The sequence below is a fragment of the Blautia hansenii genome (assembly GCF_013304445.1).
Classification (GTDB): Bacteria; Bacillota; Clostridia; order Lachnospirales; family Lachnospiraceae; genus Blautia.
This window is the reverse complement of record NZ_JAAITA010000019.1, coordinates 13982-31242: the sequence shown is the minus strand read 5'-3', so window position 1 is coordinate 31242 and position 17261 is coordinate 13982. Positions and strand designations below refer to the sequence as shown.

Genomic DNA, 17261 nt, shown 5'->3' with positions numbered 1-17261 from the left:
CGAATGGGCAAAAGTCCGCAATGGATATTTGCGCAGCAATTTTGCTTTTCCGGCTCAGTAAGAAGCCGGAGAAGCGTCAATCCATGTGCTGTATCCGGCACGGCGAAGGGTGTTTTCCATTTTCACCGCATTGGCAAGATTCCGAAAGGCGCCTACCTGTACTTTATAGACGCCGTCCTGATAAAGAAGAAAGGCGGGGAAGCCTTTATCCTGAAGCTCATACAGCATATTTTCAGCATTGGCGCGGTTTCTGAATTCTCCGGTCTGCACCCGGTAGTATATGGAATCCGGGGCGGAAGGGTTCTCTACGGTTTCTTCGTCTAAAGTCCCCAGAATGGCAGAGGCAATGGACTGGGCAATTTCATCAAACTGATTGTCAAAGAGGGCATTGTCCTGGTCTGTGTTGATGAAGCCTGTTTCAATGAGCACAGCAGGCATTTTGGTGCGGCGAAGTACCACCAGGCCGGGGCGGGCTGTTACGCCGATTTCCCGAAAGCCCAATTCTCCCAGGGCTCCGTTAATATTTTCTGCCATATCCAGTTTTTCACCGGATTTGTCATAAACAAGGGTTTCCACACCGCTGTATTGATTCGGTTCCGGACTGGAATTCCTGTGAAAAGAAATGAAAAAATCAGCCCCTGATTGATTTCCAAGCGTAGCTTTTTCAAAGGGGGTCTGGTAGACATCCGTGGTTCGGGTGTACTCTACGTCAATTCCATTTTCTGAAAGAATCTCGCCTACTGCAAGAGCCAGGCGGAGATTATCGTCTTTTTCCTGTCTGCCGTTGTAGGTGGCGCCAAAATCGGCACCCCCGTGACCGGCATCAATCATTACCTTATGAGCCATAATTCACCTCATGAAATGCAGAACTTAAAACACTCTCTATTCAGCATATGCAGAGGGGAGGGGAAAAGTCACAGACAAGTGAGATTTCTTGAAAACAAGTATGAAATTCGCTATACTGAATGAAAACGAAGCGGTGCAGGAATTTTGTGCAAAAGAAAAGGGAGAAGAATATGAAGAGAAGGATAACTGCTGTTTTGTTGAGCAGTATTTTGCTGCTTACATCCTGCTCCTTAAATGAAGCAGAGCGGGGAAAATTGGTAAAAGAAGATCAGGAACAAGAAAAAAATGTAGAATTAACACTCTTTTATTCAGGAGAAAACACGAATTGGATTGCTGCAATCCAGGAATTGTGCGAAGAATTTATGAATGCATATCCGGACATTACATTGCAGATGGAATATTCTTCTACGGAAAGTTATACAGAGGAACTCAAAACAAAGGAAGCGGTAGAGGAATTTCCAGATATTTTTGAAATAGATAATCCTTATATGTTTGAAAGTGCGGGAAAATTGGGGGTGATTGATGAAAGTATTGGAAAGTTAGTAGAAAATCCGGTACGAATAGAGGGAGAAATCTACGCGTTGCCCTTCTACAGTACCTCTTATGGGATTGTGTATAATCAAGTGCTGTTCAAGAAATATGGCCTTTCGGTACCGAACACATATAAAGAATTTCTGGAAGTGTGTAAAGTTCTGAAACAAAATCAGGTTGCTCCACTAGCCATAGGAGGAAATGAAAATTCGGTGGAGAGCGGATGGATAAATTACTTTTTCTTGACTCAGGTGGAAAGTCGGACTCCCGGTTGGCAGGAGAAAAAGCAGAAGGAAGAAGTATCTTTTGCAGACCCTGACATGGAGCATGCTCTGGAAGAATTTCAAAATCTGATGACTGGGGAGTATGTGCTAGAGGATTCGATTCATATGGGGGACAATGAAATTATCAGTCGTATGATAAATCAAGAAGTTGCTATGTATTACGGCAATCCTTCTATGCTTGCGAAAATATGGGAAGCATACCCAAGAGCTGTGGATTCGGATAAGACGTCTATGGGAAAAGAAATAAAAAACGATACCGTGCAGATAAGATTAGGCTGGTTTTATATGCCGGATAACGAAGGGAAAAGTGTGGTTATCGAGAAAACAGGGGCGAAATGGGCTGTGTCTGCAGAATGCATGAAGGATAAGAAAAAGAAAGGGGCTGCAGAAACATTTTTGAGGTTTTGCTATGACAGAGAGCATTACCGGGAAATTTTGCAGACCATGTATGCCATACCCGTGACAAAGGATGCTGTGCTCTACGCTGCTCCTATGGTACAGCAGGGCGTTTTAACGGACTATCGCTATGCCGAAAGAAGTACTGAGTTTCTGGGAAATACAGATACACCGGAGAATTTTCGAACGGATATGGAAACGGTGCTGAATTCGGTATCAGCGAATACTATGAGTGTAAAGACCGCAGTGAAACTTTTAGATGAAAGCTGGCAAAAAGAAATAGAGGGACAAGTGCCATGAAAGAATTTAAGAAGCAGGACAGATATGTCAGTTTGTTCACAAAACTTTTTGGGACACTGGTGTTGATAGGGATTGTACCTTTAGTTGTTATGGGGATTTCTATTTACAATGTGTATTTGAATTCATTGAAAGAAACTTTGCTATCTAACATGTATCGGACTACTCGTTCTATAGGGCGGAATGTGGAAGATTTATTTAGTGAAATGAGCGAAAACACAAAATATTTGTATACACACCAGGTAGAAGATTACGGGTATTTGTATGAAATTTTAGAGAATGAAGAGTTATCCGAAAACAAGAAAAAAGCGGCGATTACAGATATGCTGAGGGATATTTTATATATGAATCAGCACATTGAAGATGTTATTTTTATTCTTCCGGACGGAAGGATTTATACAGTTATGCGCCCCCCGGAAGCGGTGGCAGATACAGACAAAATTTTGGCTTGGCATAGAGAAAACTTTCAGTCGGATTCTAAAAATATGCAGATACTGCCATCACATATGCCGGATTATTATGCAGGAAGTAAGAAACAGACTTTTTCGGTTGCAAGAAATATTATGAATATCAGGACAGTACAGACGGCAGATACAGAGATTCTCGGAACTTTGTATATAAATATTAACAGTTCTTATCTGGACGGAGTGATACACGAAACGAAGCTGGAGGAGGGAAGCAGAATTTATCTGGTGGACAAAGAACAGAAAAATTTTGCTTATAATCCTTATGAAGAGGAAATATTTACAGATAAGCTGGGAGAGTATCTTGAACTTATGACGGAAGAATATCAGTACATAAGAACAGAAGGAGACTATTACATTTATAGTCAGATACCAGGCAGCAGTTGGATGGTGCTGGAGAAAATTCCCTCTTTTTATTTGGAAAACAGTTACCGAAGCATTCGGAATATTACACTGGCTGTTATCGGTGTTGGAATCGTCCTCCTTGGAATTTTATATTACCTGTATTCTAAAAAAATGAATCGTCCCATACGGACATTGAAAGAAGCAATGGAGCAGATTCAGAAAGGGAAGTTGGATACTCGTGTGCAGATAAATTCTAATGATGAAATTGGATTTCTGTCCAGAGGATTGAACAGCATGACAGAAAAACTTCAGATGCATATTCGCAAAGTATATGTGGCAGAAATCAAACAAAGAGAAGCAGAAATAGAAGCGTTGAAAACCCAGATTCGGCCGCACTATCTGTATAATACATTAGATGTTATTCGTATGACAGCGATTACGAATGATGATGATCAAACTGCAGAAATGTTGGATGGATTGTCCGGACAGTTGAAATATCTGATTGGAAATGCCAGAGACAGAGTAACCTTGCAGGCGGAGTTGGATAGTGTGCGAAATTATTTTAAGATTATTCGGGTGCGTTATGAAAACAAGATGACTTTGGAAATTGATGTACCGGAAAATCTGCTGGATTTAGAAGTACCGCAGCTGGTTCTTCAGCCCATTGTGGAAAATTCTGTAAAATATGGTCTTCGTCCAAAAGAAGGTGGCAATGGAGTTGTAGCTATACGGGGAGAAATACAGGAAGCATTTCTGGAACTTACGATTATGGACAATGGTGTGGGGATGTCAGAAGAGAGATTGAGGTATATTCAAAAACTTTTAGAAGATGAAACGGAAAAGTGTCAGGAGGAAGAAAGTTCGGGCATTGGTATTAAAAATGTATATGAGCGTATTAAACTGATATTTGGAGAAGAATATCGTATTGAAATCAGCAGTTTTGAAAATATAGGAACCATAGTAAAATACAGACTGCCTGTGACAAGAGCAGGGGAACAGGAGAGGGAAAAAGAGTATGTTTAAAATCATATTGGCAGATGATGAACCCATTATTATTAAGGGAATGCAGAAAATGATAGAATGGGAAAAATTAAATGCTGAGATTGTAGCAGAAGCAGGAAATGGTGCAGAGTTGCTTGAAAAAATCAGGGAGTTTGAACCGGATATTGTAATTTCGGATGTAGCCATGCCTAAGATGACAGGACTGGATGTTATCAAGGAGATTCAGGATAATCATTGGAGTACCAAGGTAATATTTTTAAGCGGTTATCAGGAATTTGAGTATGTACAGAAAGCTATTCGCTACGAAGCCATAGAATATTTACTGAAGCCAGTAGGAAAAGAGGAATTAGAGCAGGCTGTTTTAAAAGCAGAGAAAACACTGAAAACAGATTATCCTATGGAATACTGGGAGAAAGAGAAGGACGATATGCAGACTGTTTTTCGGAAGATGAATTCGGAATCGGAATGTAAGGAGTTGTTTGAACATTTTGAAGCTATGGGGCTTGACACGGAAGATACTGATTTTACAGGTGTCTGTTTTTCTATACCTTTTATATTTTACAAGAAGTTGGGAAACCAGAATATGGCAGAATTAATCCGCTTTTCTATTTTCAAAAAAATAGAAGAAATGTTAAGAACACACAAAAATGGATTTGCGATTAAAAGAGAACCAAACAGCAGCAATATGATTTTGTTGAATAGGGAAAGATTTGGAGGCCATTCGCTGGAACAGCAGGTTTTGGAAATCAGAGAAAAAATTTATCGGGAATATAAGGTGCGGCTGATTACGGGAATTGGGAATACAGTAGAGCATATAACGGATTTGAAGTTTGCGTATAAAACGGCAAAATTCTGTTCGGAACTGCACTATTTTAATCAAGAAGAAATTATACGATATGGAGAAATAGACAGAAACTTTAACAATTCTTTTGAGGATTACAATTATAAATATAAAGAATTGATAAACAGTATTTTAATTTGTGAGGAAAACTGGGCGCAGAAGTTGGATGAGGTGTTAGAGATTATCGAAAATTTGCATTATGGAAATCGATATGCGGCAGAAAACAGATGTATTGCTATGGCTATGGATTTATATTCGGAATTGGAAGAATGCAGGGTTGTATCAGAAGAAGACAGGAAAGAATACGATGCTATGGTAGCCAGAATCCGAAATCAGTCCAGTTATGAAGAACTGAAAAAATTTGTGAGAAAACAGTTGGGAGAGTTTTTGGACAAGTGTGGGAATGGAGAAAAGACAATAGAAAATAATACGATTCGAGTGGTAAAAAACTATATACAGGAACATTACGCGGAGGAGTTAAGTCTTGGAACATTAGCCGAAATTGTATATATGAATCCCTATTACTTCAGTGCTTTTTTCAAAAAAGAAACAGGACAAAATTTTAAAAATTATCTGGCAGAAGTACGAATGAAAGCCGCTGTCCGACTTTTGATGGAATCTGATATGAAGACTTATGAATTAGCCGAAGCGGTGGGATATCGTGATGTAAGGAGTTTTACAGAAAAGTTTAAGGAGTATTTTGGTGAAAGTCCATCGGGGTATAAAAAAGCCCGGCGGTGTTAAAATATGTGGTTTTTTATATAAAGTGTTGTGGTGTTTTTAAGTATGAGCTATAGATTTGTTGTAACTGCACAAAGGATATGCTATTCTTGCCTCAGTACAAAGGTACGGAAAATATTTAAAGGGAAAGAGGGAATTTAAATGAAGAAAAAATGGATAGCAGTATTACTGACATTGGCTATGACAGGTTCTATGGCAGCTTGTGGTTCTGGCAGTGGAGCTAAGAGCGGTTCCGGGGACAAGGATGAGGCAAAAGAACAGACAGTGGAATTGTGGACCTGTTGGACAGATGGGGCAGATACAGCCAAAGCAGGAGAAGAGCAAATTAAAAAATTTGAGGAGCAAACCGGAATTAAAGTGAATCAAACAAATTTTACTTATGATATGCTTCATGAAAAAATTCTGACTGCAGCAGCAGGCGGAAATGTGCCGGACCTTATCTGGGGGCTGCCAGAGTATATCGGTGAATTTTACAATATGGGAATATTGGAAGATTTAACGGAACGGTTTAATGACTGGGAAGATAAAGATGCTCTTTCAGAAGCTGTTGTCAAAGCTATGACCATTGATGATAAGATTGTAGGCATTCCATATGAAATGACAGTAAGAGCATATCTTACACATACAGAAGATTTAAAAGCAGCAGGAATTGAAGTTCCCAAGACATGGGAAGATTTGCTGTCAAATGGAGGATATTACGAAAAGAATGGAAAATATCTGACAGAACTGGCTTGCACAGGAGTTCGTTCTGCACAGGAATTATTGGTATATCTGGCACAGTATGACTTGGAAATTGCCTCTGCGCAGGATGACGGAAAATATAAAAACACATGGAAAGATAATGACGAGGAAATGGAAAAGGCAACTAAAGTTTTCCAGATGTATCAAGATTTGGTCGATAAAAAAATTATTGATGAGAATTGTAAAAACTGGGGGTGGGAAGAAACCGATGAAAACTTTGCTACAGGTATTACATCTACATATGTGACTGGGAACTGGTTGGCAGAAAGAGAAACTTCCAATCCGGATACAATGGAAGATGTTGCAGTTTCTGCTATCCCATATCCGTCAGACGGGCATCAGGCTACTTATATGGAATGTAAACCATTATTTATTCTGGCAGACAGCAAAAATAAAGACGCTGCATTTGAACTGGCAACAGATATGTGCAGTAAGGAATGGCAGGAAGCCGGCTTCCCGGATCGCTCTCCACGTTCTGATGTTTCTACGGACAGTAAGTGGAGCAAAGATTTCCAGGCTCTGGCAGATACAGGAGTTACGTTTCCTCCAGTTACTTTAGGCGGAATTACTCAGGCTATGCAGGATGCCATAGCAAAGGTCCTTCAAGAGGGAGAAACGCCGGAGGCAGCAGCAGAGTGGCTCAGTGATGCAGTAAATGCTTCTTTATCCGATTCGGGCGAATTGAGTGAATAAAATCAGGAATACGAATTTGAGGCTGCCGCAGAAAACAGAGAAATTTTAAGGATGTTTTATGCGGACAGCCTCTTTTTTCCTGAAATTAGAAAAAGCAGTGAAAGAAAAGAGGAGAAGCGTATGAAGACAATAAAAAAACTCACGAGAGAACAGAGAATGAAAAGAACTGCGCTGTTTATGCTGGCACCGGCTATTGTGTTTCTTGCTTTGCTGATTGCTTTTCCGCTGGGAAAAGTAGTACATGATGCATTTTCGCATGTCCATTTAATTAATAAATCTATGAGTGGATTTGCAGGGGTGGAAAATTTTAAAACCATTGTTTCAGATGAACATTTTGGACAGGCCGTAAAAAACACCATTAGTTGGACCGTGTTCTCCGTACTGGGAGAATATGTACTTGGTATGATAACAGCAGTTTTATTAAATCAGAAATTTAAAGGAAGAGCCATTTTCAGGACCTGTATCTTTATTCCATGGCTTGTACCGATTATTGTGGCAGGAATGACATGGGACTGGATATTGAATCCTGAATTTGGAATTATTAATTATGCATTAACCAGTCTCAACATTATAGATGCTCCTATTAATTTTCTGGGGGATAGCCGATATGCTATGGCAACGGTTATTTTTGTAAACATATGGAGAAGTTTTCCATATTATACGATTTCTTTCCTGTCAGCTTTACAGTCTGTGCCAGGAGAACTTTCTGAAGCAGCCGCCATTGACGGTGCAGGCATATTTAAGCGGTTTTTTTGTGTGACATTGCCCCAGCTGCGTTCTGTATCACTGGTTATTGTGTTTATTCATATCATTTGGACGGCGGTGAATTTTGATTTTATTTGGGTAATGACGGAAGGTGGTCCCAATTATGCAACGGAAACTCTGCCGATTATGATTTATCGTTATTCTATGAAGAAGTTTGACGTAGGTGCAGCCTCAGCGCTGTCTACAATGATGTTTACTATCATGGTGATTTTGTTTACAGTTTATTATCATAAAAGAAGCAAACTCAGCGATGAGATGGCGTAAGGAGGAGGGAAAATGATGTTAAATAAAAGAAATCGACGAATTAGTAAAATAGTCACATATGCGTTGCTGGTGATTTTTTCATTGTACTGTATTTTCCCATTTATCTGGATGCTGATTTCTGCATTAAAGCCAAAGACAGAAATTCGTACAGCTACCCCGACTTTTCTGATTCAGGAACCTACACTGGAAAATTTTCACAGGGTACTGGTGGATGCCGGATTTCTACGATACATTAAAAATAGTTTATTTGTATCCATTGCAGCCTGCCTTTTGTCTATGGTCATTGCAGTTATGGCTGGATACGCATTGAGTCGCTATTATAAATTAAAGGCAGTCAAATTGTCCAATTTAGCTATGATGCTTTCTCAGATGATACCAGGGGTATTGCTTCTGGTGCCGCTGTATTTGATTATGCAGAAATTGAACATTCTGGAATCTTACAAATCGTTGATACTAGCTTATACAACCTTTGTCATTCCGCTTTGTACCTTTATGATGAGCAGTTTTTTTGATACTGTACCTTTGGCTCTTGAGGAAGCAGCGGAAATTGATGGATGCAATAAAGCGCAGACTATTTTTAAGGTGATTTTGCCGCTATCTTTGCCAAGCTTGGTGTCTACAGGATTATATGCCTTTATTAATGCATGGAATGAATTTATGTTTGGATATATTTTTATTTCTACCGACGAATATCGAACACTTACTCCTGCAATCATGCTTTTTAAAGGGGTAAATACAGTAGATTGGGGCGGTTTGATGGCCGGTTCTGTTGTAGCAGTGATACCGGTGACTTTGATTTTCTTATTTTTGCAGAGATACTTCCTTGCAGGACTTATGAGTGGTTCTGTAAAAGGTTAATGTATATATAATGGAGGAAATTGCAAATGAAACGTATAAAAATAGAAGAGAATGGGATAAGATTAGTTTGGGAAATTACAGATGCAAATGAAATCAAGCTGCTGCATTTTTCGACTTTGGATTTTGAGGAAAAGTACATGGTATCAGATACGGGAACACAGTCCTTTTATCCAGTGGAAATTTTGGTATCCGGGCAGGACAGAGTAGGGGAACGGCATGGGCATAAATATACCCAGACTTCTCCAGGATATCGAATGAAATATAAAAATTTCGAAGATTACAGAAACGAAAAAGGAAGGAAGCTGGAAATTACTACAGAAGATACAATCACGGGATTAGAAGCAATAAGCCATATGCAGTTTTATGATGGTATTTCTGTGGTTCGTTCCTGGACAAAAATTATTAACAAAGGAGAGGAAGCACAGGGGTTGGAATATGTATCTTCTTTTTCTCTAAACGGAATTGATAAAGAGGGTATAGAGGCTTTTGATGAAAAAATAGAAATCGCTATTCCGCACAATGCATGGCAGAAAGAACTATGCTGGCAGACCTATACTTTAAAGGAACTGGGCTTATCTGTTTCTCAGCCAGGTATTATGCATCGTTCATCAAAAACCATTGGAATCAGCAATACAGGAAACTGGTCGACTAAAGAATATCTTCCTATGGGGTATTTACATAATAGGGAGACGAACAGTTCCTTGTTTTGGCAGATAGAGCATAATGGATCCTGGTATTGGGAAATCAGTGACCAGGACGGTCATGTCTATCTGAAATTGAGCGGGCCAAATGAACATCACAACCACTGGTGGAAAAACCTGCAGTCGGGAGAAACATTTGTAACGGTGCCTGTAAGTGTGGGAAGTTGTGTGGGTGGATTTGATGAAGCTATGGGAGAACTCACAAAATACAGAAGGCAGATTCGGAGAAAAAATGGAGATAATGAGCATCTCGGCGTAATTTTTAATGATTATATGAATTGTCTGTTCGGTGACCCTACTACAGCGAAAGAACTACCGCTGATTGATAAGGCTGCGGAAGCTGGATGTGAATATTATTGTATTGACTGTGGCTGGTATTCTAAAGGCTTTTGGTGGGATGGAGTAGGAGAGTGGATTCCGTCAAAAGAACGTTTTCCCGGCGGTTTAAAGGAAGTTATGGACTATATCCGCAGCAAAGGTATGATTCCTGGTGTTTGGCTGGAATTGGAAGTTATGGGAATTAAATGTCCGAAGGCAAATAAGGTTTCGGAGGACTGGTATTTTATGCGCCACGGAAAACGGGTGTTTGACAGAAGCAGATATCAGTTGGATTTCCGAAATTCAGAAGTTCGTGCGCATGCGTCTTCCGTTATTGATAGGCTGGTTACGGAATATGGAGTAGGATATATTAAAATGGACTACAATATAGAGCCGGGTATTGGAACAGAAACTAATGCAGATAGTGCGGGGGACGGTCTTTTGGAACATAACAGGGCATATTTAGCCTGGCTTGATGGAATCTTTCAAAAGTATCCAGGGCTTGTAATAGAAAACTGTTCTTCTGGTGGATTACGTATGGATTATGCTATGCTGTCAAGATACAGCATTCAATCTACCAGTGACCAGGAAGACTATGTAAGATATGCTACAATTGCAGCAAATGCACCGTCGGCTGTGACGCCGGAACAGGCGGCTGTTTGGTCTTATCCTCTGACAGAAGGGGACTGTGAAGAGGTAATTTACAATATGGTGAATGCCATGATGCTTCGGATTCATCAGAGTGGACATTTGGCAGAACTTAGTACAGAGCGATTTCAGTATGTGAAAGAAGCTTTGGAGTACTATAAGCGTATTCGGGGCAATTTAAAGACAGCACTTCCGTATTGGCCACTGGGAATTTCGGATTACGAAGACCCATGGGTGAGTCTGGGATTAAAAGCTCAGAGAGGAGAGTATCTGGCTGTGTGGAGAAGAGAAAGTCAAAGTCAGATAAAAGATTTGCCATTAAAACATTTGAAAGGAAAAGAGATTACAGTAAGCTGTGCATATCCCAGAGAGGGAAAATGCGCATATGAATGGCATAAAGAGGCAGGCGTATTGACTGTAAAGTTGCCTGAGAGAATTAGTGCAAGAATCTTTGAAATTCGGGAAAATAGGTAGGAAAGACAGCAAATGTTGCCACATGGATGTGATTCAAAAGCAATTCGTGTGGCAGCATTTGTTGTTGTCTCATTTTATTTATGCTATATTAAAAAAGACTTATAAAAAACAGGAGAAGCATAGAAAAGATGAAAAACTTAACAAAAGGAAATCCTGTAAAACTTATGCTGGAATTTGCTCTTCCGGTGTGTCTGGGAAACATTTTCCAGTTGTTTTACAGTCTGGCAGATACCAGAATTGTAGGCAGTGTTCTGGGAGAAACTTCGCTGGCTGCTGTAGGCGCCACTACGGCTGTCAGCACATTGCTTATCGGCTTTTTACAGGGACTGACCAATGGATTTGCCATTGTAGCGGCTCAGAGTTTCGGCTCTGGAAAGACAGAACGACTTAGAAAAGCGGCGGCGGGGACCTTGCTTTTGGGGACGCTGACCACGCTGGCTATTACCGTTCTTGCATTAGCGGGGCTAGAGGGATTCCTGAAAATCTTGAATGTACCGGAAACTCTGTATGCGGAAGCAAAAGGCTATATTCAGATTGTACTTGCAGGTATGATGGTAACCATGCTTTACAATGCATGTGCAGGTATTCTGCGGGCCGTAGGCGATACGGTGGCGCCGCTTTTATTTCTCATGTGTGCGGCTTTGCTGAACGTGGGACTGGATATTTTATTTATGGCTGTAGTGCCGTTAGGCGTACAGGGAGCAGCCTTGGGAACTGTGCTGGCGCAGTTGGTGTCCGTGGTTTTAAGTATAGGGTATATGTGGAAAAAGTATCCGGTATTTCACTTGAAAAGAAAAGATTTCAGAATTGGAAAAGCAATGATAAAGCAGATGTACAGTTCCGGCCTGTCCATGGGGATGATGATGTCGTTGGTCTTTTTCGGAACGTTGGCGCTGCAGTGTGCCATTAATACTTTTGGCAATGATACCATTGTGGCCCACACAGCCGCCAGAAAAATATCGGAATTTTATTTCCTTCCCATCTCCGTTATGGGAGTGACTATGGCAACTTTCTGCGGCCAGAATTTCGGCGCAGGAGAGTACAAAAGAGTGCGTCTGGGAGTAAAAAATGCTTTGATGATTACCTGGGGATGGGCGTTTCTGGTAATTCTTATGAGTTATACCATCGGCCCGTTTCTCATTCATCTGGTAACAGGAACAACAAAGACTTCTGTGGTGGATACGGCAGTACTGTATCTGAAAATCAATGCTCCTTTTTACTTTATTGCAGCGGGAATCAACATTTTCAGAAACACGTTGCAGGCCATGGGAGACCATATTACACCGGTGGTATCCAGTTTTATCGAACTGGCGGGAAAGGTGGCGATTGCCCTTTTGCTGACACCGGTTTTAGAATACATGGGCATTATTGTGGCGGAACCGATTATCTGGTTTCTCATGATTATTCCGTTGGTTATAAAACTGAGGAAGGTACTGAATAACTCTTCACTTGGGAATCTGTGACATTGGAGGCATATTCTACCAAAATAGAACACTCACCCATAAAATTTTAATTAAATTTTGCATTTCGCCTTTCTTTGCCAGGGGAAAAGTGATAAAATTCAAACCAGTGTATACCAAAAGAAAAGGACGGAAGGAAACATGAAAAAACCACAGATTGACGCGGAAAAAAAGAAGAAATGGGATAATTTCTGGTACTATTACAAGTATCATGTGCTGGCAGGTGCTTTTATTCTGTTTTGTATTATTATTTTCGTGAAGGACATGAGAGGCAAAGTGTCTTATGACTATACGGTGGCCTTTCTGGGCGAATACGGAATTGCCCAGGAGGACAGCACAAAGCTGCAGAAATGGTTTGAAGAGCATGCCGAGGATTTAAACGGGGACGGAGAAGTGCACGTGCAGATTGCAGATTACAGTATGCCATCTGATGACAGCGAAACCGTTGACCCCCAGATGGTTATGGCCAGTCAGACGAAGCTGACCGTGGATATGCAGGAAGGCACAAGCATGATTTACTTTGTAAGTCAGGGAAATTATGATAAATTCAAAGATATGGGTGTATTTCCTGAAGACTGGGAAACTTATAAAAAAGCAGAGGACTGTTCAGGTTACCAGGAAGCCGGAAGTCCTGTATCCATAAAGGGAACAGGCATTACGATGCGAATCGTAGGTGAGATAGAGGATCAGAAGACGAGGGAGTCCTGGGAGAAGTATTATGATGCAAGTGAAAAACTCATGAATGCATTTACAGGGGAATGAGTTCTTTTCAGAACTCATTGTATTCCCCGATTAAATTTTTAATATCCTGCATTTGATTATCCGTGGCAGTAATGGCATGTGCACACTCGGACAGCTTTCGGCTGATGAGTTCATATTGTTCATTGCTGCCTAAATCTTTTTTGTAACGAAGCTGGTGTTCCAGACTGGCCCAAAAATCCATGCCGATGGTGCGAATCTGGATTTCCGCCCGCATAGGAGTTTTGCCTTCTGCAAAGAAGACAGGAATCTCCACAATCATGTGATAGCTGCGGTAGCCGTTGGGCTTGGGATTCTGGATATAGTCCTTAATCCGAAGAATGGTAATGTCATCCTGCTCGGAAAGGAGTTTGGCAACAGAATAGATATCGTCAATAAAAGAGCAGATGACGCGGATTCCTGCCACATCGTTTAAGTGTTCCCGGATATTTTGCTCTGTAAAATCGTACCCCAGTCTCTGGAGTTTATTATAAGTGCTCAAAGGCGTTTTAATGCGGCTTTTGATGGAGGAAATGGGATTTCGTTTATAAGTAATGGAAAATTCATCGTCCAGAACCTCCAGTTTGGTGCGAATTTCCCGAATAGCGCAGCGGTACATCATCATGAGAGAATTGTAATAATCTGTATTCTTGATAAAACGCTCCGGATAGAGAATATCGAAGGCTTCGGAAGTATCGGCCTTTTTGTCCAGAGTTTTGTCTTCTGTTTTCAAAATAACACCTCTTTCTTGCTGTAAAAGTATATGGAAAGTATAGACGAAAAACGGGGACACGTCAATGGAAGAGAGGCAGGAATCCGAAGAATTTAGGCGAAATTACAAGAAAGAACCTATGGAAATCTGAAAAGAGGTATAGTATAATGAGACGATACAGGAAAGGGATAGAAAGCAATGTTTGGATATATAATGACAGATAAGCCGGAGTTAAAGGTGAAGGAATTTTACCGATATAAGGGATATTACTGCGGGCTGTGCCAGGCTCTCCGAAAGGAATATGGTTTCCGGGGGAGAATGACATTGACTTATGATATGACGTTTCTGGTCTTGTTTCTTACATCATTGTACGAGGCAGATACGAGAGAACTGCAGCTGCACTGTCCCGTTCATCCGGTAAAGAAAATCCCCATGCTGCAGAATGAACTGTCAGCATATGGGGCGAAGATGAACATTCTTCTGACGTATTTTAAGTTTGAAGATGACTGGAAGGATGATAAAAGTCTGCAGGGAGCAGCAGGAATGCGGCTTTTCAGAAAAAAGGCAGAAACCATATGCCGGGAATACAAAAGACAGGCGCATGCCATCCAAAAACATTTAAAAATTCTGTCTGCCTATGAAGAAAAGCAGGAGAAAAATTTGGATTTGGTGGCAGGGGCTTTCGGAAATCTGATGGCAGAACTTTTTGTTTACCGACAGGATATGTGGGAGGAAGAACTGCGAAAGTTTGGATTTTATCTGGGGAAATTTATTTATATCCTGGATGCCTACGATGACCTGGAGGAAGACCGGAAGACAGGTTCTTATAATCCCCTGAAATATCTGCAGAACAACTGTAAAACAAGAGAAGCCTACGAAAAGACCGTACATGAAGTTTTGCTCATGATGATGGCAGAGGCCACCGGGGCTTTTGAGAAGCTGCCGTGTCTTATGGACGCCGAGATTCTGAGAAATATTCTCTATCGGGGCGTGTGGTCAAAATATAACAAAATACAAAAAGAGAGACAGGAGAAAAGAGAGAATCATGGTAAATAATCCATATGAGGTGTTGGGAATTTCCCCAAACGCATCCAATGACGAAGTAAAGAAAGCATACCGGGATTTGAGCAGAAAGTATCACCCGGATTCTTATGTGGATAATCCCCTTGCGGGACTGGCAGAGGAGAAATTTAAGGAAGTTCAGGAAGCCTATGACCAGATTATGAAGGAAAGAGACGGCGGCTATCAGAGCGGCTACGGAAATTTCAACGGTTACGGCGGCCAGAGAGGTTATCAGGAAGCGCCTTCCGGGCAGGACGGTGCACAGCTGCAGGCAGCGGCGAATTATATCAATGGACGCCAGTACCAGCAGGCTTTAAATGTGCTTTCCAGAATTCAGAACAGAAGCGCCCATTGGTATTATTTAAGCGCTTGCGCCAATATGGGAATGGGAAATAATGTCAATGCTTTAAATCTGGCAAGACAGGCGCAGAGTATGGATCCGGGAAATCCGGAGTACAGCAATCTGGTGAATCGTCTGCAGTGGAACAGCAACCGTTATCAGGGCGGAGGAAGTCCCTATGCAGGAAATGGCGGAAGTACCTGCGGAACAGGAAATATGTGCTGTGACCTCTGGTGCGCAGACAGTCTTTGCGAGTGTATGGGAGGCGACCTTTGTTCATGCATGTAAATGCGAAGAAAACGGCAGTTTCGGGGCTTTTGATGGCCCTGTCTGTGCTGCTCCTTGTGCTGAGCGGAGTTCTGGATTTCAGTACCTTGTTTTTTCTGGCAGCCGCAGCGTTCTTTGTGGGAATTATCATTAAGGAATACGGTCTTGGTTACGGCGCAGCCTTTTTCACCGGCTGTACAATTCTGGGATTTCTTCTGGCACCACAGAAATTATACTGCATTACTTATGCCATGATGGGAATTTATGTGCTGGGTGTGGAAGCGCTTTGGCAGTATTTGGGGAAACATCCTACCTGGAATCACAGGAAAATGATTTTTACGGCAGGGAAATTCGTGATTTTTAATCTGATGTATCTCCCTGCACTGCTGCTGTTCCCAAAGCTGATTTTTGCAGGGGAACTTTCAGAGAAACTGATACTGGTCTTTTTACTGGGCGGACAGGCAGCATTGTTTGTGTACGATAAGGCCTATGAATACTTTTTGGTTCAGATGTGGGGACAGGTCAGAGAGAAACTTTTCAAATGAGATAAGGAAGAATCAGGATGAATATGATAGATATACTGGCAGGACCGGTCATTGGTGCAATTATCGGTTACTGTACCAATTATATAGCGGTGAAAATGTTGTTTAAGCCATTGAAGCCTGTGAAAATCGGGAATTGGACGCTGCCCTTTACACCGGGAATCATTCCCAAGGGGAAAGCCAGAATGGCAAAGGCCATGGGAGAAGCAGTGGGTGACCATCTTCTGACGAAGCAGGATTTGGAACAGATATTGCTGTCAGATGAAGTGAAAAAAACCGTGGTTCAGGCTGTAGGCAGTGGTCTTCAGACCATACAGAGCAATGAAGATACGGTGGAAACCTTTCTGGGACATTATGTAGAGCAGGAAGATTATGCGCAGATGAGGGGCAAACTGGAGAACTTCATTACAGAGAAGATTTCAAATGGTCTGGAGCAGATGGATGTGGGTGCAATTATTGCAGAAGAAGGCGCCAAAGAAGTGAAAAACAAGTTCCAGGGCAGCATGGTTTCCATGTTCTTAAACGATGATTTGATTCAATCGATTGCCGTGCCCATTGGAAATAAGGTGGGAGAGTATATACGGGAAAACGGCAGGGAAAAAATTCATCCTCTTGTGGTAGGTGAAATTGCGGCAGCAGAGAATCTTCCGGTGAAGCAGCTTATGGAAAAAATTCCGCTGGGACAGGAGAAAGTTCTGGAACTGGTAGAAGCTGTTTATGTGAAGTTCGTGGGAGAAAAGGCAGGAGAACTGGCTGAAAAATTCCACATTGCACAGGTGGTTGAGGATAAAATCAACGAGATGGATGTACTGGAAGTAGAGCATATTCTGCTGGGAATTATGAAAAAAGAATTGCATGCAGTGGTAAACCTTGGGGCTCTTATCGGCTTTATCCTGGGACTGCTGAACTTGTTCTTTTAAGAAAATCTGTT

General features: G+C 41.4%; 15 protein-coding genes. 13 read left to right on the top strand and 2 right to left on the bottom strand.

Going from position 1 to position 17261, the window contains the following annotated elements; translation table 11 throughout:
* Nucleotides 1–54: 54 nt before the first annotated feature.
* A complete protein-coding gene (locus tag G5A70_RS12335) occupies nt 55–846 on the bottom strand; it encodes an N-acetylmuramoyl-L-alanine amidase (protein ID WP_173749936.1) in 792 nt (263 codons plus the stop codon).
* Between the two features lie 170 nt (nt 847–1016).
* Between G5A70_RS12335 and G5A70_RS12330 the strand changes: the two genes are divergently transcribed.
* From G5A70_RS12330 to G5A70_RS12290, 9 genes are all read left to right on the top strand, one after another.
* A complete protein-coding gene (locus tag G5A70_RS12330; RefSeq protein ID WP_173749935.1) occupies nt 1017–2357 on the top strand; it encodes an ABC transporter substrate-binding protein in 1341 nt (446 codons plus the stop codon).
* Nucleotides 2354–4186 carry a sensor histidine kinase gene (locus G5A70_RS12325; RefSeq protein ID WP_173749934.1) on the top strand — a complete coding sequence of 611 codons (1833 nt, stop codon included), beginning with the start codon at nt 2354–2356 and terminating at the stop codon, nt 4184–4186. Before G5A70_RS12330 ends, G5A70_RS12325 begins: the two co-directional genes overlap by 4 nt.
* Nucleotides 4179–5750, top strand: a complete 1572-nt coding sequence (locus G5A70_RS12320) for a response regulator transcription factor (protein WP_173749933.1) — start codon at nt 4179–4181, stop codon at nt 5748–5750. Before G5A70_RS12325 ends, G5A70_RS12320 begins: the two co-directional genes overlap by 8 nt.
* A 138-nt stretch (nt 5751–5888) precedes the next feature.
* Nucleotides 5889–7181, top strand: coding sequence for an ABC transporter substrate-binding protein (locus G5A70_RS12315; RefSeq protein WP_173749932.1), 1293 nt, complete (start codon nt 5889–5891; stop codon nt 7179–7181).
* Between the two features lie 120 nt (nt 7182–7301).
* Nucleotides 7302–8210, top strand: a complete 909-nt coding sequence (locus G5A70_RS12310) for a carbohydrate ABC transporter permease (protein ID WP_173749931.1) — start codon at nt 7302–7304, stop codon at nt 8208–8210.
* Nucleotides 8211–8222: 12 nt separating this feature from the next.
* On the top strand, nt 8223–9068 hold the full coding sequence (locus G5A70_RS12305; RefSeq protein WP_226853698.1) for a carbohydrate ABC transporter permease: 846 nt from the start codon (nt 8223–8225) through the stop codon (nt 9066–9068).
* Between the two features lie 26 nt (nt 9069–9094).
* Complete coding sequence (locus G5A70_RS12300) at nt 9095–11209, top strand: alpha-galactosidase (RefSeq protein WP_173749930.1); 2115 nt, start codon at nt 9095–9097, stop codon at nt 11207–11209.
* Between the two features lie 128 nt (nt 11210–11337).
* Nucleotides 11338–12672 carry an MATE family efflux transporter gene (locus G5A70_RS12295; RefSeq protein WP_173749929.1) on the top strand — a complete coding sequence of 445 codons (1335 nt, stop codon included), beginning with the start codon at nt 11338–11340 and terminating at the stop codon, nt 12670–12672.
* A gap of 138 nt (nt 12673–12810) precedes the next feature.
* Nucleotides 12811–13431, top strand: coding sequence for a hypothetical protein (locus tag G5A70_RS12290; protein WP_173749928.1), 621 nt, complete (start codon nt 12811–12813; stop codon nt 13429–13431).
* 7 nt (nt 13432–13438) lie between these two features.
* Here G5A70_RS12290 and G5A70_RS12285 read toward each other — a convergent pair whose 3' ends face one another.
* Nucleotides 13439–14140, bottom strand: coding sequence for a GTP pyrophosphokinase (locus G5A70_RS12285; protein ID WP_330489630.1), 702 nt, complete (start codon nt 14138–14140; stop codon nt 13439–13441).
* A gap of 177 nt (nt 14141–14317) precedes the next feature.
* On the opposite strand from G5A70_RS12285, the gene G5A70_RS12280 reads away from it, so the two are divergent.
* Genes G5A70_RS12280 through G5A70_RS12265 form a run of 4 tightly spaced genes read left to right on the top strand, consistent with a single transcriptional unit; the run spans nt 14318 to nt 17250 of the window.
* A complete protein-coding gene (locus G5A70_RS12280) occupies nt 14318–15175 on the top strand; it encodes a DUF5685 family protein (RefSeq protein ID WP_173749927.1) in 858 nt (285 codons plus the stop codon).
* Nucleotides 15165–15809 (top strand): J domain-containing protein, encoded by a 645-nt coding sequence (locus tag G5A70_RS12275; RefSeq protein WP_173749926.1) that lies wholly within the window; start codon nt 15165–15167, stop codon nt 15807–15809. The genes G5A70_RS12280 and G5A70_RS12275 overlap by 11 nt, the downstream gene beginning before the upstream one ends.
* The gene (locus G5A70_RS12270; RefSeq protein WP_173749955.1) at nt 15800–16333 is read left to right on the top strand and encodes a hypothetical protein; all 534 of its coding nucleotides are present in this window, start codon (nt 15800–15802) and stop codon (nt 16331–16333) included. The genes G5A70_RS12275 and G5A70_RS12270 overlap by 10 nt, the downstream gene beginning before the upstream one ends.
* A gap of 17 nt (nt 16334–16350) precedes the next feature.
* The gene (locus G5A70_RS12265) at nt 16351–17250 is read left to right on the top strand and encodes a DUF445 domain-containing protein (RefSeq protein WP_173749925.1); all 900 of its coding nucleotides are present in this window, start codon (nt 16351–16353) and stop codon (nt 17248–17250) included.
* Nucleotides 17251–17261 lie beyond the last annotated feature (11 nt).

Excerpts from the sequence above, each read along its gene's own strand:
- G5A70_RS12315 (WP_173749932.1), top strand. The coding sequence starts at position 5,889 with ATGAAGAAAAAATGGATAGCAGTATTACTGACATTGGCTATGACAGGT.
- G5A70_RS12305 (WP_226853698.1), top strand. The coding sequence starts at position 8,223 with ATGATGTTAAATAAAAGAAATCGACGAATTAGTAAAATAGTCACATAT.
- G5A70_RS12265 (WP_173749925.1), top strand. The coding sequence starts at position 16,351 with ATGAATATGATAGATATACTGGCAGGACCGGTCATTGGTGCAATTATC.
- G5A70_RS12275 (WP_173749926.1), top strand. The coding sequence starts at position 15,165 with ATGGTAAATAATCCATATGAGGTGTTGGGAATTTCCCCAAACGCATCC.
- G5A70_RS12270 (WP_173749955.1), top strand. The coding sequence starts at position 15,800 with ATGCATGTAAATGCGAAGAAAACGGCAGTTTCGGGGCTTTTGATGGCC.
- G5A70_RS12335 (WP_173749936.1), bottom strand. The coding sequence starts at position 846 with ATGGCTCATAAGGTAATGATTGATGCCGGTCACGGGGGTGCCGATTTT.
- G5A70_RS12295 (WP_173749929.1), top strand. The coding sequence starts at position 11,338 with ATGAAAAACTTAACAAAAGGAAATCCTGTAAAACTTATGCTGGAATTT.
- G5A70_RS12320 (WP_173749933.1), top strand. The coding sequence starts at position 4,179 with ATGTTTAAAATCATATTGGCAGATGATGAACCCATTATTATTAAGGGA.
- G5A70_RS12330 (WP_173749935.1), top strand. The coding sequence starts at position 1,017 with ATGAAGAGAAGGATAACTGCTGTTTTGTTGAGCAGTATTTTGCTGCTT.
- G5A70_RS12310 (WP_173749931.1), top strand. The coding sequence starts at position 7,302 with ATGAAGACAATAAAAAAACTCACGAGAGAACAGAGAATGAAAAGAACT.
- G5A70_RS12290 (WP_173749928.1), top strand. The coding sequence starts at position 12,811 with ATGAAAAAACCACAGATTGACGCGGAAAAAAAGAAGAAATGGGATAAT.
- G5A70_RS12300 (WP_173749930.1), top strand. The coding sequence starts at position 9,095 with ATGAAACGTATAAAAATAGAAGAGAATGGGATAAGATTAGTTTGGGAA.
- G5A70_RS12280 (WP_173749927.1), top strand. The coding sequence starts at position 14,318 with ATGTTTGGATATATAATGACAGATAAGCCGGAGTTAAAGGTGAAGGAA.
- G5A70_RS12325 (WP_173749934.1), top strand. The coding sequence starts at position 2,354 with ATGAAAGAATTTAAGAAGCAGGACAGATATGTCAGTTTGTTCACAAAA.